The following is a 23062-nucleotide window of genomic DNA, read 5'->3' on the forward strand; positions in this document are numbered from 1 at the left end:
TGTACTACAACCGGTAGAGCTTGCAACTCTACCGGTGGGTCCGGGCGATCCGGACATCGGGCTCAGGCGCCCGGGACGGACGGCCCGGTGTCCAGCGACCCGGCCGGCTCGCTGTAGCCGATGCTGATGAGCCGGTCACCGTCGAAGGTGAACGTCGTGAGGCTGGCCAGCGCGCACTGCCTGCGGCGCGGGTCGTGCCAGAGCCGGCGGCCCTCGGCCGCCATCCTGATCGACCAGATCGGCAACTGGTGGCTGACGAGCACGGTCTCGTGCCCGCGCGCCGCCGCCCGCGCGTCGTCGATCATCGATTTCATCCGCCGCACGATCACCGGGTAGGGCTCGCCCCAGGACGGGCGCATCGGGTTCCAGAAGTAGCGGTAGTTGCGCCAGTCGCGGAACAGCCCCACCCCTTGCGCGACGGGCCGGCCCTCCAGCAGGTTGGCCGCTTCGAGGAGGCGCTCGTCCTGCCGGACCTCCAGCCCGAGCTTGGCGGCGAGGGGGGCCGCGGTCTCCAGCGCGCGCTCCAGGGGCGAGCTGTAGAGGGCGACGATGTCACGGCCGCCGACCGCCTTGGCGACCGTCTCGGCCATGAGGTGACCTGTCTCGGACAGGTGGTAGCCGGGCAGCCTGCCGTAGAGGATGCCCTTCGGGTTGTGCACCTCACCGTGGCGCAGAAGGTGGACGACGGTCGATTCAGCCATGGTGGGCACAGCCTATCCGCTCGCCTCGGGATAAGGTCCCCGGGTGAGTCCCTGGGCCCTCCTCCTCGTACTCGTCGCCGCCTTCGCCCACGCCACCTGGAACCTGCTGAGCAAACGCTCCTCCCAGGCCGACGGGGTGGTCTTCGTCTGGCTGGTGGCGGTGGCCGGCGCGGCGCTGTGGGCGCCGCTGTTCGCCGGATACCTGGTGGTGACGGGCGACGTGCCGTCCTGGACGGACCTCGCGGTGATCGGCGGCAGCACGGCCCTGCACATGAGCTACTTCCTGCTGCTCCAGCGCGGGTACGGCACCGGCGACCTGTCCATGGTCTACCCGGTGGCGCGCGGCACGGGGCCGATGCTGGCGAGCCTGGTGGCGGTGCTGTTCCTGGGCGAGCGGCCGTCCGTCGCCAACGTGGCGGGGATCGTGCTGGTCGGCGTGGGGGTGTTCCTGCTGGGCCGGGGCGCGGGCCGCGCCGATCTGCGCTCGGTCGCGCCCGGCCTGGTCGTCGGGCTGTTCATCGCCGGGTACACGGTGTGGGACTCGCAGGTGGTGGGGCCGTTCGGGGTGGCGCCGCTCACGCTCATCTACCTGGGCGAGGTCGGGCGGGCGCTGGTGCTGGCGCCGGTCGTGCTGGCCACGCGGCGGGAGCTGGTCGCGCCGGTGTGGCGGGAGCATCGGTGGCGGATCGCCGGGGCGGCGGTGCTGATCTTCGTGTCGTACCTGCTGGTGCTGGTCGCGTTCACGATGGCGCCGGTGACCGTGGTCGCGCCGGCGCGGGAGATCAGCGTGCTGATCGCCGTGGTGCTGGGCGGGCGGCTGCTGGCCGAGGGCGACCTTCCGCGCCGGCTGCTGGCGTCGGGGGTGATCCTGGGCGGCGTCGTGGCGATCGCCCTGAGCTGAGGGAGCTCAGCGTACGGCCCAGGCGTTCTCCTGCTCCCTGCTGACCTCCATCAGGGTGTCGACCAGGGCCCTGATGGCCGGGCGGCGGGCCGCGTCGGCACGCCAGACGGCGTAGATGCGGCGGGCCTGCCGCGGCCTGATCGGCACCATGGCGACGCCCTCGGGCACGTAGCGGCCGAGTCGCGGCACGATCGCGCAGCCGAGCCCGGCGGCGACCAGCGCGAGCTGGGTCGGGTACTCGTCGGCCAGGCAGGCGATCTCCGGCTCCAGCGAGGCGTTGCGCAGCGTGTACACGAGCCAGTCGTGGCACACGGTGCCGGGAGTGGAGCTGATCCAGCGCTCGCCGTGCAGGGCGGCCAGCTCGATCTCCCGCGAGCCGGCCAGCGGGTGCCCCGCGGGTATCGCCACGTCCGCGACGTCGTCCAGCAGCGTGGCCCTGGACAGGCCGTCGGGCAGCGCCATGGGCCGGTTGAGCCAGTCCTGGACGATGCCGAGGTCCAGCTCTCCCCTGGCGACGTCGCGTACGACCCGCTCGGGCTCGCGCTCGTTGAGCTGGATCCACAGGTCGGGATGGCGGCCGCGGAGCGCGACCAGGGCCTGCGGCATGAGGCCGCGGGCGGCGGTGGGGAAGGCGGCCACGTTGAGCCGGCCGACGACCTCGCCGCGCAGCGCCTCGAAGTCCGCCTCGGCGGTCTCGACCAGGGCGAGGATGCGTTCGGCGTGCTCGGCGAGCAGCCCGGCCGCGTCGGTCAGCCGGACGCCGCGGCCGTTGCGCTCCATGAGCCGGGCGCCGGTCTCGCGCTCCAGCTTGGCGATCTGCTGTGACACGGCCGAGGGGGTGACCATGAGCGCGTCCGCCGCCGCGCCGACCGAGCCGTAGACGTGCACCGCGTGCAGGGCCTTGAGGCGGTTCAGGTCCAACATGTAAGCCAGACTAAAGGGTTTAGCGTAGAAAGTCTCGCTTGTGGTTGATTGTGTAGCAGATGAAAATAGATGCATGCGAATCATCAAGTCGAAGAAGCAGCAGCCCGCCACTCCCTCGTACCTCAAGGAGCTCGCCGAGCAGGCTCGCGAGCAGCGCATCCGCTACCAGAAGCCCGCCCGCTGAGCGCCGGTTCCGGCGTCCGCGGGCGGGCTCAGCCCTCCGAAGCCCAGGGCCGCGACTACTTCGCGGCCGCGGCGGCCTCGGCCGCGGCGGGCAGCGCCGCGACGACGCGCTCGATCGCCTCGTCGTCGTGCGCGGCCGACAGGAACCACGCCTCGTACGCCGACGGCGGCAGGTAGACCCCCTGGTCGAGCATCGCGTGGAAGAACGCGGTGAAAGCGCCGGTGTCCTGGGTCTTCGCCTCGGCGAAGTTCGTCACCTCGGCATCGGTGAAGAAGATCGAGAACAGGCTGCCGGCCCGCTGGAGCCGGTGCGGCACCCCGGCCTTGCCCAGCGCCTGCGCGGCGGCGTCGCCCACCGCGAGCGCCGCGGCGTCCACCCGCGCGTACGCCGCCTCGTCCAGCGCCCGCAGCGTCGCCAGGCCCGCGGCGCAGGCCAAGGGATTGCCCGACAGCGTGCCCGCCTGGTAGACCGGCCCCTCCGGCGCGAGGTAGGCCATCACCTCGGCCCGGCCGCCGAACGCCGCCGCCGGCAGCCCGCCGCCCATCACCTTGCCGAACGTCATCAGGTCGGCTTCGACCGGGTCGAGGCCGTACCAGCCGGCCGCCGAGACGCGGAAGCCGGTCAGCACCTCGTCCACGATGAGCAGCGCGCCGTGGGCCGTGCACAGCTCGCGCAGCCGCTGGTTGAAGCCGTCACGCGGCGGCACCACGCCCATGTTGGCCGGGCACGCCTCGGTGATCACGCACGCGATGTCGGCCTGGGCGAACGCGTCCTCGACGGCCGCCACGTCGTTGTACGGGAGCACGATCGTGTCCGCCGCCGACGCCCCGGTCACGCCCGGCGTGTCCGGCAGCCCGAAGGTCACCACACCGGACCCGGCCGAGGCCAGCAGGGCGTCCACGTGCCCGTGGTAGCACCCGGCGAACTTGATCACCTTGGACCGCCCGGTGAACCCGCGCGCCAGCCGCACCGCGCTCATCGTGGCCTCGGTGCCCGAACTGACCAGCCGCACCTTCTCCACCGGCGCCACCCGGGAGACGATCTCCTCGGCCAGCTCGACCTCGCCGGGCGTGGCGGTGCCGTACGAGAAGCCATGGGCGACCGCCTCGGAGACCGCGTCGACGACCGCGGGATGACGGTGGCCGAGGATCATCGGCCCCCAGGAGCACACCAGGTCGACGTAGCGGTTGCCGTCGACGTCGGTGATGTAGGGGCCCTGGCCGGCGGCCATGAAGCGCGGGGTGCCGCCGACCGCGCCGAACGCGCGCACCGGGGAGTTGACGCCTCCCGGCACGATCCGGCGGGCGCGGGCGAACAGGTCCTCGGATCTCTCTATGCGGCTCACCCGACCAGGTTAGTCGGGCCCGGGGCCGCCCCAGGGCGAGGGGCCGCTCAGTCGGCGAGCCACTCCAGGATGCGCAGCGGGTCGGGCAGGGGCCGCCCGTCCGGGGGCCGCAGCCAGGAGACCTGCCGGCCGAAGGGCAGGTGCGAGGGCGGCGCGAGCACGTAGCTGTCGCGGCAGTGCCAGCGCAGGCCCGGCGTGTCGTCGATGGCGGCCGGGTCGCAGTCGAGGTGGCAGGACCACCACTCGTCCTCGTCCTCGGGGTTGCCGCGGGTGGCCACGTAGAACAAGACCCGGTCGCCTTGAGCGGCGACCGGGCCGGAGTGGGCGCCCACCTCGTCGATCCTCGTGAGCGCCATGAGGCCGACGGCGAGCGGTACGTCGAAGACGTCGAAGACGCGGCCGGTGGGCAGGATCACACCCGCCTCGGGCTCGGCCTGCCACCAGCGGGAGAGCTGCGCGGGGTCGGTGGTGGCGAGCAGCGGCCAGGCCGGCGAGAGCGGATGGGCGCCCGGGTCGGGACAGCCGAGCCGGTCACAGGAGCACGCCCGCGGCCCGGTGGGCAGCGGATAGGCGCCCGGCACCACGGGCCAGCCCATCGCGGCGTAGTCGAGCACGGTCGCGATGCGCGTCGGCCGCGCCCGCTTTTTGGTACGCCGAGCCAGAGGTACCCCCACCATTGGTGTCTCCCGTCGAATCCCGCGCCTGAAGAGGTCCCGGCTCCGGGCGGGCGTTCGCTCACGCGGGACACACCAGCACTTGTCATCGCACTCTAACGCACAGGCCCCACGAGTTGACGGGAAACCCCTTGGTTAGAGCCTCCGTGCCACCTCGGTGGCCCAGTAGGTCAGGATCAGGTCGGCGCCGGCCCGCTTGATGGCGACCAGCGACTCCATGATCGTCCGCTCGCGGTCCACCCAGCCGTTGGCCGCGGCCGCCTCGACCATCGCGTACTCGCCGCTCACCTGGTAGGCGGCGACCGGCACGTCCACCTCGCGGCGGACGGCGGCGATGATGTCGAGATAGGCCAGGGCGGGCTTGACCATGACGGCGTCCGCGCCCTCGGCCAGGTCGAGCCGGACCTCGCGCAGCGCCTCGTCCAGCGGCCCCGCGGGGTCCTGCTGGTGGGTGGCGCGGTCGCCGAACTGCGGCGCGCACTCGGCGGCGTCGCGGAACGGGCCGTAGAAGGCGGAGGCGTACTTCGCGGAGTAGGCGAGGATCGGCACGCCCGCGTGGCCGGCGCCGTCGAGCGCGGCGCGGATGGCGCCCACCTGGCCGTCCATCATGCCGCTCGGCGCGATCATCTGGGCGCCCGCGTCGGCCTGGGCCACCGCGACGGAGGCGTAGCGCTCCAGCGTGGCGTCGTTGTCGACGTCGCCCGACGGGGTCAGGATGCCGCAGTGCCCGTGGTCGGTGAACTCGTCGAGGCAGGTGTCGGCCATGACCACGAGCGCGTCGCCGACCTCGGCGCTCACCTCCCGCAGCGCCTTCTGGAGCACGCCGTCGGGGTCGTCGGCGGCCGAGCCGCGCGCGTCCTTGACCGCCGGGATGCCGAACAGGATCAGCCCGCCCACGCCCGCCTCGGCCGCCTCGTGGGCCGCCTTGCGCAGCGAGTCGGAGGTGTGCTGGAACACGCCCGGCATCGAGACCACCGGCTGCGGCTCGGCGATGCCCTCCTTGACGAACACCGGCAGGATCAGGTCGGCGGGGTCGATCCTGGTGCCCGCCACCATCCGGCGCAGCGCGGGAGTGCCGCGCAGCCTGCGGGGACGCGCCACGGGGAAGCGTGCGCTCATCTGGCTCTCCTTCTCGCGCCACGGCGGTTCTGTGAGGGCCTGCGCGGCGTGTCGCCCGCGGCCAGCGCCGCCTGGCGCTGCTTGGCTCCGTACTCGGCCACGGCGGCGGCCAGCGCGGAGGCGGATGGCTTGTCGGCCATGACGTCCACCCGGAGCCCGAACTCCTCGGCGGTCTTGGCCGTCTGCGGCCCGATGACCGCGATCACGGTGACGTTGTGCGGCTTGCCGGCGATGCCCACGAGGTTGCGCACCGTGGAGGAGGAGGTGAAGAGCACGGCGTCGAAGCCGCCGCCCTTTATCGCCTCGCGGATCGGCGCGGGCGGCGGCGCGGCCCGCACGGTGCGGTAGGCCGTGACGTCGTCGCACTCCCAGCCCAGCTCGGTCAGCCCGGCCACCAGCGTGTCGGTCGAGATGTCGGCGCGCGGCAGCAGCACCCGGTTGATCGGGTCGAGCATCGAGTCGTACGGCGGCCACTCGGCCACCAGCCCCTCCGACGACTGCTCGCCAGAGGGCAGCAGGTCGGGCCTGACGCCGAACTCGATCAGGGCACGCGAGGTCGCCTCGCCGACGGCGGCCACCTTGAGCCCGGCGAAGGCGCGGGCGTCGAGGCCGTATTCCTCGAACTTCTCGCGCACGGCCTTGACGGCGTTGGCGCTGGTGAAGGCCACCCACTCGTAGCGGCCGGTGACCAGGCCCTTGATGGCGCGGTCCATCTGCTGCGGGGTGCGCGGCGGCTCGACCGAGATGGTCGGCACCTCCTCGGGCACCGCGCCGTAGGAGACGAGCTGCTCCGACAGGCTCCGCGACTGCTCCTTGGTGCGGGGCACCAGCACCCGCCAGCCGAACAGCGGCTTGGTCTCGAACCACGACAGCTTCTCGCGCAGCCCCACGGCCTCGCCGACGACGATCAGCGCGGGCTCGGTGAACCCGGCGTGCTTGAGGTCGGCCTGCAGCCGCCCGAGCGAGGACACGACGGTGTACTGCTCGGTGGTGGTGCCGCCGCTGCTGACCGCGACGGGCGTGGTGTCGGGCTTGCCGCCCGCGATGAGCGCCTTGCCGATGGACACGGCCTCGGCGATGCCGTTGTAGATGACCAGCGTGCCGGGGCAGGCGGCGTGGGAGGACCAGTCCTGCTCCTGCGCGGCGTCCACGACGCGGAACTCGGGCACGGCCGTCGCCGGCGGGATGCCCGCGTAGGTGAGCACGGCGGTCGCGGGCGGGACGCCGGGCACGACCTCGAAGTCCACCTCCGCCGCGGCGCAGGCCGCGGCCTCCTCCGTGATCGAGGAGAACAGCATGGGGTCGCCGGGGCACAGGCGCACCACGAGCCCGCCGTCCTTGGCGCGCTTGACGAGACCCGTCAGCGCGTCGTCGGCCTCGACGACCTGCACGCCCTCGCGGGCATGACGCAGCAGCGCGCGGTGCGCCTCCTCGCCGAGCACCACGACGTCGGCCTTGCCGAGCAGCTCGGCGCCGCGGAGCGTGAGCAGGTTGGGGTCGCCGGGACCCGCGCCCACGAAGGCGACGAGACCGGAGGTTGGACTATCGGAGCTCAATGGGAATGCTCCCCCATCAATCTGTCGGCCCCTTCGGAGATCATCTCGGCCGCGAGGCGGCGGCCCAGGCTGACAGCCTCAGAAGGAGAGCCGGCGGCGGACTTGCGGACCGCTTCGCGGCCGTCGAGCGCGACGACCGTGGCGGTCAGGTTCAGAGTGTGCCCGTCATCGACCGCGTACGCACCCACGGGCGCGGCGCAGCCCGCCTCCAGGGCGGACAGGACCGAGCGTTCGGCGGCCACCGCCGAACGGGTGCGCGGGTCGTCGAGCACGCCGAGGAAGGCGACGAGGTCGGCGAGGTCGGCGCGGCACTCGACCGCGAGCGCGCCCTGGCCGGGGGCCGGCAGCAGCTCCTCGATCTCGAAGATCTGGGCGATCTCGGCGCCGCGGCCGAGCCGGTCGAGCCCGGCCGTGGCCAGCACGACCGCGTCGAGCTCGCCGGAGGTGACCTTGGCGATGCGCGTGTCGGCGTTGCCGCGGATCGGGACGTAGTCGAGGTCGGGGCGGAGCGCGCTCAGCATGGCGACGCGGCGCGGCGAGCCGGTGCCGACACGCGCGCCGGACGGCAGGTCGGCGAACTTGGCGTGCGCGATCAGCGCGTCACGGTGGTCGTGGCGGGCCGGGAGCGCGGCCAGGACGAAGCGCGGGTCCTGCTTGGTGGGCAGGTCCTTCAGCGAGTGCACGGCGAAGTCGATCTCGCCGTCGAGCAGCTTGTCGCGCAGCGCGCTGACGAACACGCCGGTGCCGCCGAGCTGCGCGAGGTGCGCCTTGGTGACGTCGCCGAACGTGGTCACCCCGACGAGCTCGATCGCTCGCCCGGTGCGCTCGGTGTAGGCGTCGGCCACCATCTGGGACTGGGCGGTCGCCAGCTGACTGCGGCGCGTGCCCAGCCGGAGGGGTTCGGGCGTCACAGCTCCACCTCTCTCACGGCCTCGGGCATCTTCGGGTCCAGGTTGAACAGCTCACGCAGCGCCTCCGCATAATGATCGCCTCCCGGGCAGGTCGCGAGCTGCTTGACACGCACAGTGGGCTCGTGGAGCAGCTTGTCCACGACGCGCTGCACGGTCATCGCGACCTCGTCGCGCGCCCGGGCGTCGAGGTCGGGCACGCGCATCAGGAGCCGGCCGAGCTCGGACTCGACCACCCCCGCCGCCTTGCTGCGGAGCGCGACCACGGTCGGGGTGACCTTGGCGGCGCGCTCGGCGTCGAGGTAGGCGCGAAGCTCCTCGACGACCAGGGCGCGCACGGACGCGACCGCGTCGACCTCCCGCGAGCCGATGCCGGACTCCTGAATCGTCTCCAGGTCGACCAGCCGGACCCCCGGCACCCGTCGCACGGCCGGGTCGACGTCGTGCGGCAACGCGAGGTCCAGCAGGAACGTGGGTCCGCCCAGCATATCCGGCGTGATGATGTGCCTGCCCGCTCCGGTGCAGGTGATCACGATGTCGGCACCGGCCAGCTCGGCCGGCATGGCGGAGAACTCGACGGCCCGGCCGCCGACGTTGGCGGCCAGCCGGGCGCCCCGCTCGTACGTGCGGTTGGCCACGACGATGTCGCTGACCCCGGCGCGCTGGAGCGTGACGGCGGCCAGCGAGCTCATGGAGCCGGCGCCGACGACCAGCGCCCGCCGGCCCGCGATCTCGCCCGCCAGCGTCAGCCCGGCCGTGACGAGGGAGGCGCCGGCCTGGTCGATGCCGGTGTCGGTGTGCGCCCGCTTGCCGACCCGCAGCGCCTGCTGCACCAGCTCGTTGAGCGTGGCGCCGACGGTGCCCTGGCGCTGGCCGAGCTTGAGCGCCTGGCGTACCTGGCCGAGGATCTGGCCCTCGCCGACCACCATGGAGTCGAGGCCGCACACCACGGAGAACAGGTGCTCGACCGCGCGCTCCTCGTAGTGCACGTAGAGGTGCGGGGTGAGCTCCTCGACCGGGATGCCCGTGTGCACGCCGAGGAGCCCGGTCACGGCCGTGAGGGCGGCGTGGAACCGGTCGACCGTGACGTAGATCTCCACCCGGTTGCAGGTCGACACCACCATGGCCTCGGCCACGGACGACTCGTGATGGACGTCGTGCAGGAGCTTGACCAGCCGGTCGCCGGTGAGTGAGACCCGTTCAAGCAGCGCCACCGGCGAGGTGCGGTGGCTGAGTCCGATGGCCAGGATGCTCATTGACTGTCCACCGCCATGAGTGGCCCTCCAGCTTTGCGTTGCTCGTGGAACGCGAGAATCTGCAGTTCGATGGATAGATCGACCTTACGGACATCGACGGTGTCCGGAACGGAGAGGACCACGGGGGCGAAGTTGAGGATGCTGGTCACGCCCACGGCGATCACGCGATCGCAGACCGCCTGCGCCGCTTCCGCCGGTGTCGCCAGAACCACGATCGAGACTCCACGCCGTTTGACGACGGCTTCCAGTTCGTCGATGTGCTCAACATTCAACCCCGCTATGGTGTCGCCCACGACTTCGGGGTCGGCGTCGATCAATGCCGCCACCCGGAAACCGCGTGAGACGAACCCGCCGTAGTTCGCCAGCGCGCGGCCGAGGTTGCCGACGCCGACGATGGCGACCGCCCAGTCCTGCGTCAGGCCCAGCTCGCGGGAGATCTGGTAGACGAGGTACTCGACGTCATAGCCTACGCCCCTGGTGCCGTAGGAGCCGAGGTGTGACAGATCTTTGCGCAGCTTCGCGGAGTTGACCCCGGCGGCCACGGCGAGGTCCTCGGAGCTGACCGTCGCCACGCCCCGCTCCGCCATGCCGTGCAGCGCCCGCAGGTACAGCGGCAGCCGCGCGACCGTCGCCTCGGGGATGCCTCGGTCACGGGGCTGGGACGTGCTCTTCACGCGCCGGAGCTCCAGGGGACGGGCGGCGGGGAGCCGCGGAGATGGATTAGAACCGTCTTTCAGGTTAATCCCTTTGTGAACCGATGCACAAAGTAGCGGCGGTACGGTTGCCATATGCACCGCATCACCTTGCTCGGCAAGCCCGGCTGTCACTTGTGTGAGGACGCGCGCGAGGTCATCGCCCGGGTGGCGGGCGAGCTGGGCGTCCCCTGGGAGGAGATCAGCATCGACTCCTCCGAGGAGCTGAGGGAGAAATACTGGGAGATGATCCCGGTCACGCTCATCGACGGCGTGCAGCACGACTTCTGGCGGGTCGACGAGACCCGCCTGCGGGCGGCACTCAGTACGTGACGGTTCAGTACGCGACGGTGGGGAGCGGCACCACCTTCGCGGCGTTGACGTCGAGCTCGATGACGTTGGTGGCCAGCACCATCGACTGCCGCTCGGTGACGAACCGCTCGACGTGCGGCTGCCGCTGGTGGTCGCGGTAGGCGACCTCGTCGCGGTAGAGCTCGTAGACGATGCGCTGCAGCGGGGCCGACTTGACGGAGTGGCAGGCGTAGACGAGCGTGTCGGGCTCGCCGCGGCGCACGCCCTCGACCGTGGCCTCGGCCAGCCGGTCGAACGCCTCGCCCGCGCCGTCCATGATCGTGAACACGGTGAGCAGGCCGTAGATGTTCGGCGACAGGCGGCCCCCGGCGGGCTGCGGGCCGGGTTGCCGGCCCGGTTGCTGACCAGGCTGCTGGCCCGGCTGCTGAGGCCCGGACGGGGAGAACAGGTCGGCGCCGGAGAAGAGCATGCCGGTGGCGGGGCCGGCCGGGGGCGGGGTGGGCGGCATCGCGTACTCGGGGCGCTGCGGCATGGCCTGCGGGCCTGAGGGGCCGCCGAAGTGCTGCGGGCCCGAGGGGCCGCCGGGCATGGGGCCGCTGTTCATGATGTAGCCGGTCGCGGGGCCGTCCTCGGGCGGGGGCGGCGTCATGCGGGCGGCGTAGTCGACGTCGCGCTCGCCGGCGCGGTACTCCGCCACCAGGTCGCCGAGGCCGGTGGGCCGGCGGGGCGCGGCGGGCGGCAGGTCGGCGGCCGGCACGGGCTCGGGCATGGCCCTCCGCCCGCGCGGGACCGTGCGGTCGTGGTCCTCCGGCGGCGCCCCGCGACGGTCGCCTCCGTGCCGCCCGGGGGCGTCGTGGCCGTGCCGCGCGGCGGCATCGTGGCCGTGCCGCGCGGCGGCATCGTGGCCATGGCGGGCGCCGACCCGGGTGTCCTGGCCGCGCTTCGCGGGCGCGTCGCGGTCGTCGAAGTCGTCGTCCTCGTCGTCGTACGGCGCGAGCGGCCGCAGCACGGTGTACCAGATCGCCGCCGCGGCCACGGCGAGCAGCGCCGTGGTGAACAGCGGGGGCACCGTGAAGCGCATCGCGCCCACCAGGGCGATCCCGGACGGGGCGATCACCAGGGAGGCGTGCAGGTTGTCGGTGTCGTACTCGTCGCCGTTGCGCCATTTGAGCGCCGCGACCACCAGCATGGCCAGCATGATCACCACGGCGACGACGTGCACGCCGATCAGCAGGTAGCCGGGGAAGATGCCCCAGAGAGCCGACCCCGCGGGCGGGGTCTTGCCCGTCACGTCGGACTTGAGCGGATCGAAGATCATGATGGCGCCGGTGACGATCGTCAGCGCGATGCCCATCAGCCACGCCAGGAAGCGCGGCGGCACCCGCTCGGCGAGGAGCTGGATCATGCCGACGGCCAGCCACAGCGGCGCGAGCAGCGACCCCGTCACCTGGTAGATCCGGAACGTCACCCCTCCGAACCCGATCAGGCAGCCGATGCCGACCACCGCCAGCGACAGGAACAGCGCCGCTGCGGCGACGGCCCAGCCGATCAGCCAGCCCTCGGGCTCGTCACGCAGCCTTTTGATCAGGGCGCCTGTCGCGAAGGCGGCGAGGAGCGCACCGGCGAACCCGAGGACAGCAACAAGGATCTCCATGGTGACTCCAATGCTGCCGGACGATGCCTCCCAGCCGGTAGCCGAAGAGGGAACAGGTCGATCCTCACGGTATCCGGCGGTTACACCAAGTCATGCAAGTACCTTGTGGATTGTGGAATTTCCGGTTGATTTCTAGAGTGTTCGAGCACGCCGCACCCCTTACCCCTAGGGATACCGGATGCCTGACTCGTCACCGTTCGCCGGGCTGCTGGTGCCAGCGCTCGCTGCGCCTGCCCGGACGGGCGAGTTCGCCGTGCGCGAAGAAGTGCCGGAACCCGAGGTGGACGCAGCCGCGGACGTGGACGTGCGGGCGCTCGTGCTGCACGCCAAGAACGGCTGCACGGAGTCGTTTGGCACGCTCTACGACCGCTATGTGGACCTCGTCTACCGCTACATCTACTTCCGGGTCGGATCCCATCAGCTCGCCGAGGACCTGACCAGCGAGACCTTCCTGCGGGCGCTGCGCAGGATCGCCGACTTCACCTGGCAGGGCCGCGATTTCGGCGCCTGGCTCGTGACCATCGCCCGAAACCTGGTGACGGATCACTTCAAATCGGGGCGATATCGGCTGGAGATCCCTACCGGGGAGATCATCGACGTTCCGCTCGACGGCTCGCACATCCCGGAGAACGCCGTGGTCACGGCCATCATCAACGACCGGGTGCTGCGGGCCGTACGAGAGCTCAATCCCGAACAGCAGGAAGTGGTCGTCCTGCGTTTCCTGCACGGACTCTCGCTCGCGGAAACCGCGTTGATCATGGGGAAGAAGAGTGGAGCGATCAAAGCGCTGCAGTTCCGGGCCATCCGCGCGCTGGCCCGAGCGCTCAAGCACGACCTGGCGTAACCTCCACCATCCACCCGTCGTTAGGCAGGTGTCACGGCCAGACGGGAGCGACTGTCATGGGTAGGGCGCGCAGGCGGCGGGAGCGCGTGCTCGAACACCTCACGGAGCTGCGGAGCCTGCCCATCGGCGGGGCCCCGGAGCCGGCCTTCCGCGCGCGGCTGCGCGCCGAGCTGCTCTCCCGGCACCAGGCCGAGCAGTCGCCCCACCCGTTCCCGTCCGTCTCCTCCGGCATGCCGGTCCTCTCCTCGGGCCGGCACGCGCGTCCCCGCGCCTCCCGGCGGCGCCCGCGCGGGCGGCCGATGCTGTCCCATCTGGCCTCGTTCGGGCTGGCGGCGGGGATGATGGTCTCGGCGTTCGCGACGTACCAGTCGGTGCCAGGCGACTCGCTCTACCCGCTCAAGCGGGCCGCGGAGAGCACCTTCGTCCGGCTCAGCGCCGACGACGCCGTACGCGGCGAGCGCGAGCTGGACTCCGCCAAGACCCGCGCCAAGGAGGTCGCCGGCCTGCTCGGCTCCGCCGACGACGGCCCGCTGGTCGGCGAGACCCTGAAGGACATGGAGGACTCCACCCGATCGGGCATCAGCCGCCTCGAACGGGCCGAGCCGCGCTCGCCGAAGATCAAGAAATTCGCACGGGACCAGAAAGAGATGGTCAGCCCCATGCTTCCCCAGCTCAACGGCGACCAGCAGGCCCAGGCGGAGGGCTATCTGCACTACATCGAAGGTCTGGTCGCGCCACAGTAGGTAGCTAAGCTGAGGCCCATGCGGCTTTTTGGACGACGACACCAGATCGAGCCCGAAGCTGCCGGCGAGGCGGCGGCCCGGGCGGCGGTCACCGTCGCGCCGGCCCAGCCGGTCGAGCCCGACCTGGAGGCGGCGGCCTTCTTCGACGTGGACAACACGATGATGCGCGGGGCCTCCATCTACCACTTCGCGAGGGGCCTCGCCACGCGCGGCATGTTCACCACCTCCGACCTGTTCAAGTTCGCGGTGGGCCAGGCGGCCTTCCGGCTGCGCGGCAGCGAGAACCCCGAGCACATCGCGGTGGCGAGGGAGACGGCGCTGGCGTTCGTGGCCGGCACCAAGGTCGACGACGTCGTCCGCCTCGGCGAGGAGATCTACGACGAGGTCATGGCCGACCGCATCTGGAGCGGCACCCGCGCGCTCGCCCAGTCCCACCTCGACGCCGGCCAGCGGGTCTGGCTGGTCACCGCCACGCCCGTCGAGCTGGCCAGGGTCATCGCGCAGCGGCTCGGGCTGACCGGCGCGCTCGGCACCGTCGCCGAGACCGGCAACGGCATCTACACCGGCCGGCTGGTCGGCGACCTGCTGCACGGCCCCGCCAAGGCCGAGGCCGTGCGGGCGCTGGCCCGGCGCGAGGGCCTCGACCTCACCCGCTGCACCGCCTACAGCGACTCCGCCAACGACCTGCCGATGTTGTCCCTGGTCGGCCACGCCGTGGCCATCAACCCCGACAGCGAGCTGCGCGAGCACGCGAGGAAGCACGACTGGCCCATCAGGGACTTCCGCACCGGCCGCAAGGCCACGCTGAAGGCCCTGCCCATCGCGGCGGGCGTCGGGGCGATCGCGGGCGGCGTGGCGGCCGGCCTGGCCCTGCGCCGCCACTACCGCCGCGTCTGACCCGCCGCCCGCTCTTCCCGTCACTTCAGCGTCTCGAACAGCTCGCGGGCCTGGGGCTGCCGCCACTCGACGCGGTTCGGGTCGGTCTTGGCGGGCTGCCACGGCACGACGGTCATGCTGATCTTCGCCTCCGTCAGCTGCGCCGCCAGCGCGGCCATCTCCTCCACGCCGAGATCGGTACGCACCGACTTGCGCACCTCGGCCAGCAGGGCCTTGAGCCGGTTCTGGTCCAGGGCCGAGCTCTGGGCCTTCTTCGCCATCGCGCGCAGGAGCTGCGCCTGCCGCTTGATGCGGGCGATGTCCGAGCCGTCTCCCTGGGCCCGCGAGCGCATCCACCCCAGCGCCGCCTCGCCGTTCAGAGTGACCTTGCCGGCCGGCAGCTTGAGCTTCGCCCGCCGGTCGTCCACCGGGCGGCTCAGGGTGAGCTGCACGCCGCCGAGCGCGTCCACCACGCCCTTGAACCCGGTGAAGTCCACCTCGATCGCGTGCTTGAAGGTGAGCCCGGTCAGCTTCTGCAGGGTCTGGCGCAGGCAGGTCAGGCCGCCGCCCTGGTCGTACGCGGAGTTGATCATGCCGACGCGGGCCGGCCCGCCCGCACAGCCCTGGATCCGCACCATCGAGTCGCGGGGGACGCTGACCGCCGTCACCGCTCCCCTGTCCTCGGGCACGTGCAGGATGATGATGCTGTCCGCGCGCCGCCCGCCGCCGTCCGGCTGACGGGCGCGCCAAGGCCCGTACGCCGCGTTCTCGCCCTCGACGCTGTCCGAGCCGACCAGCAGGATGTTCATGGCGCCGCCGACATCCACGTTCCGCGCTCCGGCGGGGGGCACGGCGGCCGGCCGTCCGCCGGCCAGCAGCATCGTGGGCACCACGACCGCGACGGCCGTCGCGACGGCCACGAGACCGGCGGTCCACCAGGTGGCCCACCACCGCCGGGTGGGGCGGGCCCGCAGCAGGCGCTCGCGCTGGCGGACGAGCGTCGCGGGCGGCTCGTGCTCCAGCTCCGCGCCGAAGTCGCGGAGCAGCTTCAGGTCGTCCATCGTCACTCCTCCTCCGCCATCGGGTTGGTGTCGCCGAGCGCGGCCCGTACCTTCCGCCTGCCCCTGTTGAGGCGGGAGCGCACGGTGCCGACGGGGATGCCGAGCGCCTGCGCGACCTCCTCGTACGTCAGATCGCCCCAGGCGATGAGCAGCAGCACGTCGCGGTCCTTGGCGGACAGGGACGCGAGGGCGCCGGCCAGCTCGCCGCGTACCGCCTGGGCGCTGACCCCTGCGGCCACCCGGTCGGCGGGCGACTCGATCATGTGCTCGACCGGCGCGCGCAGCAGCGCGCGGTAGCGGGCGGCCTCGCTGCGGTGGTGCCGGGAGATGAGCTTGGTGAGGATGCCGAACAGCCAGGGACGGGCGTCCGGATAGGCCAGGTCGTAGCTCCTCCTGCGGGAGAAGGCGACCAGGAAGGTCTCGCCGACGAGATCCTCCGCGGGCTCGGGACCGAGCCGTTTGGAGACGTAGCGGTAGAGCATTCCGGCGTAGCGGTCGAACAGCTCGGCGAACGCCTCGGGTTCGGTCCATGAGGCGTTCACGAGCTCCGCGTCCGCGCCTCGGGTGGCGGGTTGCAGGATCATCTCCGCCCTTCTCTGGGGGAACGGTCGGAGATGTATCGCCACAACCCGCCGCGGGGGTTCACGGCGGGCGCGCGGTCAGAGGAACGGCGGGAACGCGTGCCCGCGGCGCAGCCGCAGCTCGTTGAGCATCTGCTGGATGACCTCGCGCACGTGGTCGGTGACGTTGAAGACGAGCATGGGGTCGTCGGCGGCGTCGGGCTCGTAGTGGTCGGTGCGGATCGGCTCGCCGAACTCGATCATCCACTTGGACGGCAGCGGCACCAGCCCGAGCGGCCCGAGCAACGGGAAGAACGGCGTGATCGGCACGTAGGGCAGCCCGAGCAGCCGGGCCAGCGACTTCACGTCGCCGATCTTGGGGTAGATCTCCTCGGCGCCGACGATCGCCGTGGGCAGGATGGGCACCCCGGCGCGGATCGCCGAGGCCACGAAGCCGCCGCGGCCGAAGCGCTGCAGCTTGTAGCGCTCGGAGAACGGCTTGCCCACGCCCTTGAAGCCCTCGGGGAACACCCCGACCAGCTCGCCCTTGCGCAGCAGCCGGTCGGCGTCCTCCCGGCAGGCGAGGGTGTGGCCGGTCTTGCGTGCCAGGTGGCTGAGCAGCGGGAGCTGGTAGACGAGGTCGGCGCCGAGCAGCCGCAGCGGCCGGTGGACGTCGTCGTGCATGGCGACCTGGAGCATGAGCGCGTCGATCGGCAGCGTGCCCGAGTGGTTGGCGACGACCAGCGCGCCGCCCTCCTCGGGCACGTTGTGCAGCTCGACCGTCTCGACCCGGAACCAGTGGTTGTAGAGGGGCCGGACGAGCTCGAGAAAGACCTTGTCGGTCAGCTCGGGGTCGTAGCCGAACTCGTCGACCTCGTAGTCGCCGTCGATCCGCCGCCGGAGGAAGGCCAGCAGCTCGGCGAGCGGGTCGGGGTCGTCGGCCTGCTCGTAGGAGGGCGCGGCTGTGATGGGAATCACACGGCCGTCGTCGTCCTCGTGGGAGACGCTCAACTGGGCACACCTCCGAGCGGGTGCAGGCCCCGCGAGCGCAGGAAGTCCTCGAAGGCCGCCCCGGTGCTGAACTTCGGCTTCCAGCCGAGCTCGGCCTCCAGCCGGGAGGTCTCGACCGCGCGGCCGTAACACATGAGCTTGAGCTGCTCGGGTGAGTACTCGACCAGCCCGAGCCGGCGCGCGGCGTTGCCGAGCGCCTCGAACGCGGGCGAGAACAGCGGCATCGACAGCCGGCCCGCCCTGCGCACGCACTGCGACAGCAGCAGCACGCCCGCCCCGGCCACGTTGAACGTGCCGGGGTGGTCCTCCGTCGCCATCCGGCGCAGCACCTCGACCGCGTCGTCCTCGTGGACGAACTGCAGCCGCGGGTCGAAGCCGAGCACGGTCGGCAGCACCGGCTGGGTGAAGTAACGCGTCAGGGGCGAGTCGACACCCGGCCCCATGAAGTTGGCGAAGCGCAGCAGTGACACGGTCACGTCGGGACGGCGGCGCGCGAAGCCCCGCACGTAGCCCTCGACCTCGCACGCGTCCTTCGCGTAACCGTGGCTGGGGCCGTCGTGCGGCTCCAGGTCCTCGGTGAAGACCGCCGGGTCCCGCGGTGACGAGCCGTAGACGGCGGTGGTGGAACGGACCACCACCCGCCGCACGGTCGCCGACCGCTGGCAGGCGCCGAGCAGCTGCATGGTGCCGATGATGTTGTGCTCTTTCATGGCGGCCCTGCCACCGCCCCGCGAGGGAGCGCTGACCAGGCTCATGTGCACAACGGTGTCGATGTCCGCGGCCGCGATCACCTGCGCGATGTCGGGGCTGCGCAGGTCGACCCGGACGAACTCGGTCCGGCCCAGGGAGACACCGCCGTCCCGCGTCAGCGAGGGGGGCGGCACGGTGTCCACTCCGATGACCCGGTCGATGTCCGGGTCGGCGGCCAGCATGTTCGACACACGGGCGCCGATGTGGCGCGAGACCCCGGTGACGAGCACGGTGTGGGTCATCAGCGCCTCGCAGCTGCGTTGGTTACTTCTTGTTACGCCGCTGGATGCGCGTCTTCTTGAGCAGCTTGCGGTGCTTCTTCTTGGCCATCCGCTTGCGGCGCTTCTTGATCACAGAGCCCACGGGACCCCCAGGTACTGATAGCAAGTCTGAATCGGAGTGCGAGCGCACACCGGCTCACAGACTACCGGCGATCCACGGTAGATCGCCCCTCGGGGGGCGAGAGCCCCGGCCGCGCGTGGCGAGCGGCCGGGCTTCTCCCGCGACAGCACTCACGGCGTGACCATCACGTCGCTACGTCAACCTGCCTCGATGTAGGCCTCCCGCAGATAGTCGTGCACCGCCTGCTCGGGCACTCTGAACGACCGGCCTACCCTGATGGCCGGGAGCTCGCCGGAGTGTACGAGCCGGTACACCGTCATCTTGGACACCCTCATGACCGTCGCGACTTCTGCCACGGTCAGGAACTTCACCTCGCTGAGAGGTCTTTCGCCTGCACCCATCGGACGCCTCTTCCGCACGTGTTTCCGGGTTATCCCCACTGGTGCCATTGCTCACGCACGTGTACTGCCGTCAGCGTAAGTCGGGACTCCGAGTGCGCAAACCCCCTATTTTCTCTCTTGACGGAGCCGTCTGTCAGCCGAACCAGAGAAATCGCTGGTGAGCAGCGGGCCGAGCACCTCGCCTGGACCTTGGAACTGTCCAAGATGCCACACATAAGAGTCGCCGGAGCCCTGTCAAAAGTTGGCAAAGGGACGGCGAGCCCCTTGGAATGCGGGCGCGAAAAGACGGTATCGAGCTGACCGAATTGAACTCACAGGGCTGATGAGACCAGAGTGACCAATCGTTCCGTGAGCGGAGCGTAAAAGCGCGGTAGCACGTTGTCGTCCAACGGCACGACCACGTCGATCTTTCCTTCGGCCTCACCCACGAACAGGCCGGGGTCGTTGCTGTCGGCGAAGGCGACCGTCGGCACCCCGGCCTCGCCCGCCGCGCCCGCCCAGCCGTGGTCGGCGATCACCAGGTCGGGCAGGTCGCCGTCCAGCTCGTGCAGCATGTGACGCATCGGCGCGGCGTCGTGGCTGTGCACGAAGTTGCCCCGGTCGTCGAGCATCGCGATGTCCTGGAGGTAGCGGATGCGGCGCGGGCGGCCGAAGCCGGAGCCCGCGTACGTCCAGCCCTCGCCGGGCGTCAGCAGCCGCGCGCCGTGCCGCTCGCAGAGCGCCGCGAGCGGCAGGTGGACCGCCAGCAGCCCGGTGGGGTGACCGGTCGCGAACAGGATGCGCGGCTCGGGCCGGGCCAGCACCGCCGCGATGCGCTCGGCCATGGCGTCGAGGGCGTCGATCGTCAGCTCGGGGTCGATGGTGTCCTGGCCCCAGCGGTGCCCGGGGTCGGAGACGACGCCCGCGGACTTGGCCATGAGCGCGAGCACGTCCCGGTAGGACCACGGGTGGTCGAAGCTCAGGCCGAGGGCGTAGTAGGGGTCGCCGTTGGCCAGGGAGCTGTAGTGGTCGAGGTTGTTCTCACGGGGGGTCGCGACGTCACCGGCGATGCGGGTCCGTACGAGGTGATCGCGGAGTTGGTCGCGGCTCAGCACAGCTTTCCTTCGCAGAACATCGGCGGCAGGGCCTGGGGTCAGGGCATCGGGTCGAGGCCGTGCAGGGGGAACACCGCTTTGCGGGTCGCCATGACCGCACGGTCGATGGGGTCCGCTGGGTCATAACCTGCCGAGATATCACGAAATTCCGGGTTTCGGCCGTCGGTCATGGTCAGCGGGGGCGTCTCGCCGGTGCGCTCCCTGACGTACCGGCGCCACTCCTCGCTGGTCGGCGTGGCCGGATCCACCGGATGGCCCGACGCCTCGGCGAGCAGGTGCGTCCACGCCCTCGGGACGACCTGGACCAGCTCGTAGCCGCCGCCCCCGACCGCGATCCAGCGCCCGCCCGCCGTCTCGTGGGCCAGGCGGTGCAGGGCGGCGTAGGCGGCGCGCTGGCCGTCGACGCTCAGCATGAGGTTGGCGAGCGGGTCGAGCGCGTGGCTGTCGCAGCCGTGCTGGGTCACCAGCACCTCGGGCCGGAACTCGTGCAGCAGCGGCGGCACGACCGCGTGGAAGGCCCGCAGCCAGCCCGCGTCACCGCAGCCGGCCGGCAGCGCCACGTTGACCGCCGTGCCCTCGGCGCCGGTCTCCTCGGGGAAGCCGGTGCCGGGGAACAGCGTGCGCGGGCTCTCGTGCAGGCTGATTGTCAGCACCCGCGGGTCGTCGTAGAAGACCGTCTGGACGCCGTCGCCGTGGTGGACGTCGACGTCGACGTACCCGATCCGGCTCACCCCGCGCTCCAGCAGCCAGGCGATGGCGAGCGCCGGGTCGTTGTAGACGCAGAAGCCGCTCGCCATGGCCGGCATGGCGTGGTGGAGCCCGCCGGCGATGTTGACGGCGTGCTCGGCCGCGCCCTCCCAGATCGTACGGGCAGCTGCCAGCGAGGCGCCCGCGATCAGCGCCGACGCCTCGTGCACGCCCTTGAACGCCGGGTTGTCGATGGTGCCGAGCCCGCAGCCGAGGTCGGGCGCGCCGGAGACGGACACCCGCTTGACCGCCTCGACGTAGTCGCGCTTGTGGACCATGGCCAGCTCGTCGTCGCTCGCCGGGTCGCAGCCGGCCAGCTCGACCCGGTCGAGCACGCCCAGATGGCGGGCCAGCGCCATCGTCAGCTCCACCCTGACGGGCGCCAGTGGATGGGTGGGGCCGAAGTCGTAGGAGGTGAGAGCGTCGTCCCAGATCACCCGTACCGACCGGCTCATGCCAACCCCTCCACGTGCCGCCTCGCCTTGGGCCGACGTTACCGCAGCGCGAACTCCGCGTTGTAGCCCGGGCACCGGGCGGAAATGTCCGCCTGCACCGGACATCTCATGATTTAGGGTTTGGGCGTGCGCATGGGGTTGACGGTCAGGAGAGCCGTGCGATTCCTGCGGCGTCCCAAGGTCGCCGACACCGCCCTGGTGATCGCCGTCTCGTCCCCCGTGGTACTGGGGCTGGTCGCCACGATCGCGCAGGGCGACGCCAAGGTCCTGCCGGAAGCCGCCCACTACCTGGTGGGCGCGGCGCTGCTGTGGCCGCGCCGGCGCCGGCCGATCCTCACCGCGGCGCTGATCACGGCACTGGACGTCGCCGGCTTCGCCCTGCACCTCGTCGTGATCGCCGACCTCCCCATGGCCATAGCGCTCTACAGCGTGGGCCGGCACACGTCCGGCCGCGTCACCGCCCTGGCCGGGCTCGCCTTCTACGCCGTCTACGCCCTGGCCGGAGAGATCTTCTGGCCCGGCCGGGGCAACTGGGTGGGCTACCTGTTCGCCGTGGCGACGGCCGTGGGCGTCGGCCAGCTCGTCCGGCTGCGCGCGGAGCTCAACGAGCGTTCCAGGAGCGAGGCCGCCGACGCCGCCGTACGCGAGGAGCGGCGGCGCATCGCGAGGGAGCTCCACGACATCGTGGCGCACCACATCACCGTCATCACCGCCCTGGTCGGCGGCGCGCGGGCGACCCTCCCCGCCGAGCAGCAGGTCACCAGGGACGCGCTGAAGAGCGCCGAGCAGACCGCCCGCGAGGCGATGACGGAGATGCGCCGCCTGCTCGACGTGCTCAGGGCCGACGACGTGCTCCGCGACGGCGACCTGCTCGGGGCGGCCGGCACGGGACCGGACGCCGCGACCGGCGTGGGCGCGGAACGGCTGCCCGCCCTCGTCGAGGAGGCGAGGTCGGCCGGGCTGCCCACCAGCCTCACCGTGACCGGCACGCCCGTCGCGCTGCCCGCCTCCGTCGACCTCGCGGTCTACCGGATCGTCCAGGAGGCGCTGACCAACACCCGCAAGCACGCGGCCGGGGCGCGGGCCGGGGTGCGGCTGGCGTACGAGCCGGAGGCGGTCGAGGTCGAGGTCATGGACGACGGGCGCGCCACGGGCTCGGGCACGCCCGGCTTCGGGCTCGGCGGCATGGCCGAGCGGGTGACGCTCTGCGGCGGCCGCCTCACGACCGGCCCGCACCCCGGCGGCGGCTTCCGCGTACACGCCCGCATCCCCCTGGAGACGCCGTGATCCGTGTGCTGCTCGCCGACGACCACGGGCTGGTCCGCACGGGCTTCAGGCTCATGCTCGACGCCCAGCCCGACCTGTCCGTGGTGGGCGAGGCCGGCGACGGCGCGGAGGCCGTGGACCTCGCCCGGCGGCTGCGGCCGGACGTCGTGCTCATGGACCTGCACATGCCGAACCTGGACGGGGTCCGCGCGACCGAGCTGATCACGGTCGCGCTGCCGGAGGTGCGGGTGCTCGCGCTGAGCACGTTCGACCTGGACGAGAACGTGGTCGCGGCGCTGCGCGCCGGCGCGGACGGCTTCCTGCCGAAGGACGTCTCCCCCGAGGAGCTGATCGAGGGCGTGCGCGTGGTGCACCGGGGCGAGTCGGCGGTCGCGCCGCGCCTGCTGACCCGGCTGATCGGCACGTTCGTCCGCGCCTCGCGGACCCCGCCCGCGCCCACCCGCCAGGCCGGGCTCGCCGGGCTGACCGAGCGGGAGCGGGAGATCCTCGTCCTCATCGCCCGCGGCCGCTCGAACGCGGAGATCGCCGCCGGCCTCGCCGTCTCCCCCTCGACCGTCAAGAACCACGTGACGAGCCTGTTCGCCAAGCTCGGCGTACGGGACCGCGCCCAGGCCGTCATCGTCGCCTACGAGGCGGGGCTCGTCCGCCCCGGAGAGTAGGACCCT

Annotated in this window: 25 protein-coding genes; 7 read left to right on the top strand and 18 right to left on the bottom strand. The window is 71.8% G+C overall.

Features of this window, described 5'->3' with window-relative positions; genetic code table 11:
* Positions 1-62: 62 nt before the first annotated feature.
* Positions 63-701, bottom strand: a complete 639-nt coding sequence (locus SMD20_RS28425; protein ID WP_329586914.1) for a histidine phosphatase family protein — start codon at positions 699-701, stop codon at positions 63-65.
* Between the two features lie 43 nt (positions 702-744).
* Between SMD20_RS28425 and SMD20_RS28430 the strand changes: the two genes are divergently transcribed.
* A complete protein-coding gene (locus tag SMD20_RS28430) occupies positions 745-1602 on the top strand; it encodes a DMT family transporter (protein WP_329586917.1) in 858 nt (285 codons plus the stop codon).
* 6 nt (positions 1603-1608) lie between these two features.
* Here SMD20_RS28430 and SMD20_RS28435 read toward each other — a convergent pair whose 3' ends face one another.
* The 8 genes from SMD20_RS28435 to SMD20_RS28470 form a co-directional block, all read right to left on the bottom strand.
* Positions 1609-2526, bottom strand: a complete 918-nt coding sequence (locus SMD20_RS28435) for a LysR family transcriptional regulator (RefSeq protein WP_329586919.1) — start codon at positions 2524-2526, stop codon at positions 1609-1611.
* Positions 2527-2765: 239 nt separating this feature from the next.
* Positions 2766-4046 (bottom strand): glutamate-1-semialdehyde 2,1-aminomutase, encoded by a 1281-nt coding sequence (gene hemL / locus SMD20_RS28440; RefSeq protein ID WP_442942610.1) that lies wholly within the window; start codon positions 4044-4046, stop codon positions 2766-2768.
* A gap of 56 nt (positions 4047-4102) precedes the next feature.
* Positions 4103-4732 carry a bifunctional DNA primase/polymerase gene (locus SMD20_RS28445; protein WP_329586924.1) on the bottom strand — a complete coding sequence of 210 codons (630 nt, stop codon included), beginning with the start codon at positions 4730-4732 and terminating at the stop codon, positions 4103-4105.
* A gap of 132 nt (positions 4733-4864) precedes the next feature.
* The gene (gene hemB / locus SMD20_RS28450; RefSeq protein ID WP_329586927.1) at positions 4865-5848 is read right to left on the bottom strand and encodes a porphobilinogen synthase; all 984 of its coding nucleotides are present in this window, start codon (positions 5846-5848) and stop codon (positions 4865-4867) included.
* Complete coding sequence (locus SMD20_RS28455; protein WP_329586929.1) at positions 5845-7365, bottom strand: bifunctional uroporphyrinogen-III C-methyltransferase/uroporphyrinogen-III synthase; 1521 nt, start codon at positions 7363-7365, stop codon at positions 5845-5847. The genes hemB and SMD20_RS28455 overlap by 4 nt, the downstream gene beginning before the upstream one ends.
* Before the next feature lie 35 nt (positions 7366-7400).
* Positions 7401-8315: a hydroxymethylbilane synthase gene (gene hemC, locus SMD20_RS28460; RefSeq protein WP_329586932.1), complete on the bottom strand. Its 915-nt coding sequence runs from the start codon at positions 8313-8315 to the stop codon at positions 7401-7403.
* A complete protein-coding gene (locus tag SMD20_RS28465) occupies positions 8312-9568 on the bottom strand; it encodes a glutamyl-tRNA reductase (RefSeq protein ID WP_329586934.1) in 1257 nt (418 codons plus the stop codon). The genes hemC and SMD20_RS28465 overlap by 4 nt, the downstream gene beginning before the upstream one ends.
* Positions 9565-10242: a redox-sensing transcriptional repressor Rex gene (locus SMD20_RS28470; protein ID WP_329586937.1), complete on the bottom strand. Its 678-nt coding sequence runs from the start codon at positions 10240-10242 to the stop codon at positions 9565-9567. Before SMD20_RS28470 ends, SMD20_RS28465 begins: the two co-directional genes overlap by 4 nt.
* Before the next feature lie 114 nt (positions 10243-10356).
* On the opposite strand from SMD20_RS28470, the gene SMD20_RS28475 reads away from it, so the two are divergent.
* Positions 10357-10593 (top strand): glutaredoxin family protein, encoded by a 237-nt coding sequence (locus SMD20_RS28475; protein ID WP_091091351.1) that lies wholly within the window; start codon positions 10357-10359, stop codon positions 10591-10593.
* A gap of 4 nt (positions 10594-10597) precedes the next feature.
* On the opposite strand, the gene SMD20_RS28480 is transcribed toward SMD20_RS28475, so the two are convergent.
* The gene (locus SMD20_RS28480) at positions 10598-12226 is read right to left on the bottom strand and encodes a putative quinol monooxygenase (protein WP_329586941.1); all 1629 of its coding nucleotides are present in this window, start codon (positions 12224-12226) and stop codon (positions 10598-10600) included.
* Positions 12227-12404: 178 nt separating this feature from the next.
* Here SMD20_RS28480 and SMD20_RS28485 point away from each other — a divergent pair, with 178 nt between their 5' ends.
* Genes SMD20_RS28485 through SMD20_RS28495 form a run of 3 tightly spaced genes read left to right on the top strand, consistent with a single transcriptional unit; the run spans position 12405 to position 14710 of the window.
* Positions 12405-13070, top strand: coding sequence for a sigma-70 family RNA polymerase sigma factor (locus SMD20_RS28485; RefSeq protein WP_329586944.1), 666 nt, complete (start codon positions 12405-12407; stop codon positions 13068-13070).
* Positions 13071-13126: 56 nt separating this feature from the next.
* The gene (locus SMD20_RS28490) at positions 13127-13813 is read left to right on the top strand and encodes a DUF5667 domain-containing protein (RefSeq protein WP_329586947.1); all 687 of its coding nucleotides are present in this window, start codon (positions 13127-13129) and stop codon (positions 13811-13813) included.
* 18 nt (positions 13814-13831) lie between these two features.
* Positions 13832-14710: an HAD family hydrolase gene (locus SMD20_RS28495; protein WP_329586949.1), complete on the top strand. Its 879-nt coding sequence runs from the start codon at positions 13832-13834 to the stop codon at positions 14708-14710.
* 20 nt (positions 14711-14730) lie between these two features.
* Here SMD20_RS28495 and SMD20_RS28500 read toward each other — a convergent pair whose 3' ends face one another.
* The 8 genes from SMD20_RS28500 to SMD20_RS28535 form a co-directional block, all read right to left on the bottom strand.
* Positions 14731-15750, bottom strand: coding sequence for an LCP family protein (locus SMD20_RS28500; protein WP_329586951.1), 1020 nt, complete (start codon positions 15748-15750; stop codon positions 14731-14733).
* A gap of 2 nt (positions 15751-15752) precedes the next feature.
* Positions 15753-16334, bottom strand: coding sequence for an RNA polymerase sigma factor (locus SMD20_RS28505; RefSeq protein ID WP_329586954.1), 582 nt, complete (start codon positions 16332-16334; stop codon positions 15753-15755).
* A 75-nt stretch (positions 16335-16409) separates the two neighbouring features.
* The gene (locus SMD20_RS28510; RefSeq protein WP_329592698.1) at positions 16410-17288 is read right to left on the bottom strand and encodes a lysophospholipid acyltransferase family protein; all 879 of its coding nucleotides are present in this window, start codon (positions 17286-17288) and stop codon (positions 16410-16412) included.
* 29 nt (positions 17289-17317) lie between these two features.
* The gene (locus SMD20_RS28515; RefSeq protein WP_329586957.1) at positions 17318-18313 is read right to left on the bottom strand and encodes an NAD-dependent epimerase/dehydratase family protein; all 996 of its coding nucleotides are present in this window, start codon (positions 18311-18313) and stop codon (positions 17318-17320) included.
* Positions 18314-18335: 22 nt separating this feature from the next.
* Entirely contained in the window at positions 18336-18434 is a 99-nt protein-coding gene (locus tag SMD20_RS28520) for a 30S ribosomal protein bS22 (protein ID WP_018654693.1), read from the bottom strand.
* A gap of 176 nt (positions 18435-18610) precedes the next feature.
* Entirely contained in the window at positions 18611-18814 is a 204-nt protein-coding gene (locus SMD20_RS28525; protein ID WP_026214222.1) for a helix-turn-helix domain-containing protein, read from the bottom strand.
* A gap of 311 nt (positions 18815-19125) precedes the next feature.
* On the bottom strand, positions 19126-19908 hold the full coding sequence (locus tag SMD20_RS28530; RefSeq protein ID WP_329586961.1) for a phosphatase: 783 nt from the start codon (positions 19906-19908) through the stop codon (positions 19126-19128).
* 38 nt (positions 19909-19946) lie between these two features.
* Entirely contained in the window at positions 19947-21110 is a 1164-nt protein-coding gene (locus SMD20_RS28535) for an acetoin utilization protein AcuC (RefSeq protein ID WP_329586963.1), read from the bottom strand.
* A 132-nt stretch (positions 21111-21242) separates the two neighbouring features.
* On the opposite strand from SMD20_RS28535, the gene SMD20_RS28540 reads away from it, so the two are divergent.
* A complete protein-coding gene (locus SMD20_RS28540; RefSeq protein WP_329592700.1) occupies positions 21243-22397 on the top strand; it encodes a sensor histidine kinase in 1155 nt (384 codons plus the stop codon).
* Entirely contained in the window at positions 22394-23056 is a 663-nt protein-coding gene (locus SMD20_RS28545) for a response regulator transcription factor (protein ID WP_329586966.1), read from the top strand. The genes SMD20_RS28540 and SMD20_RS28545 overlap by 4 nt, the downstream gene beginning before the upstream one ends.
* Positions 23057-23062: the final 6 nt, after the last annotated feature.

Source organism: Nonomuraea sp. LP-02 (genome assembly GCF_036289125.1).
GTDB lineage: Bacteria > Actinomycetota > Actinomycetes > Streptosporangiales > Streptosporangiaceae > Nonomuraea > Nonomuraea bangladeshensis.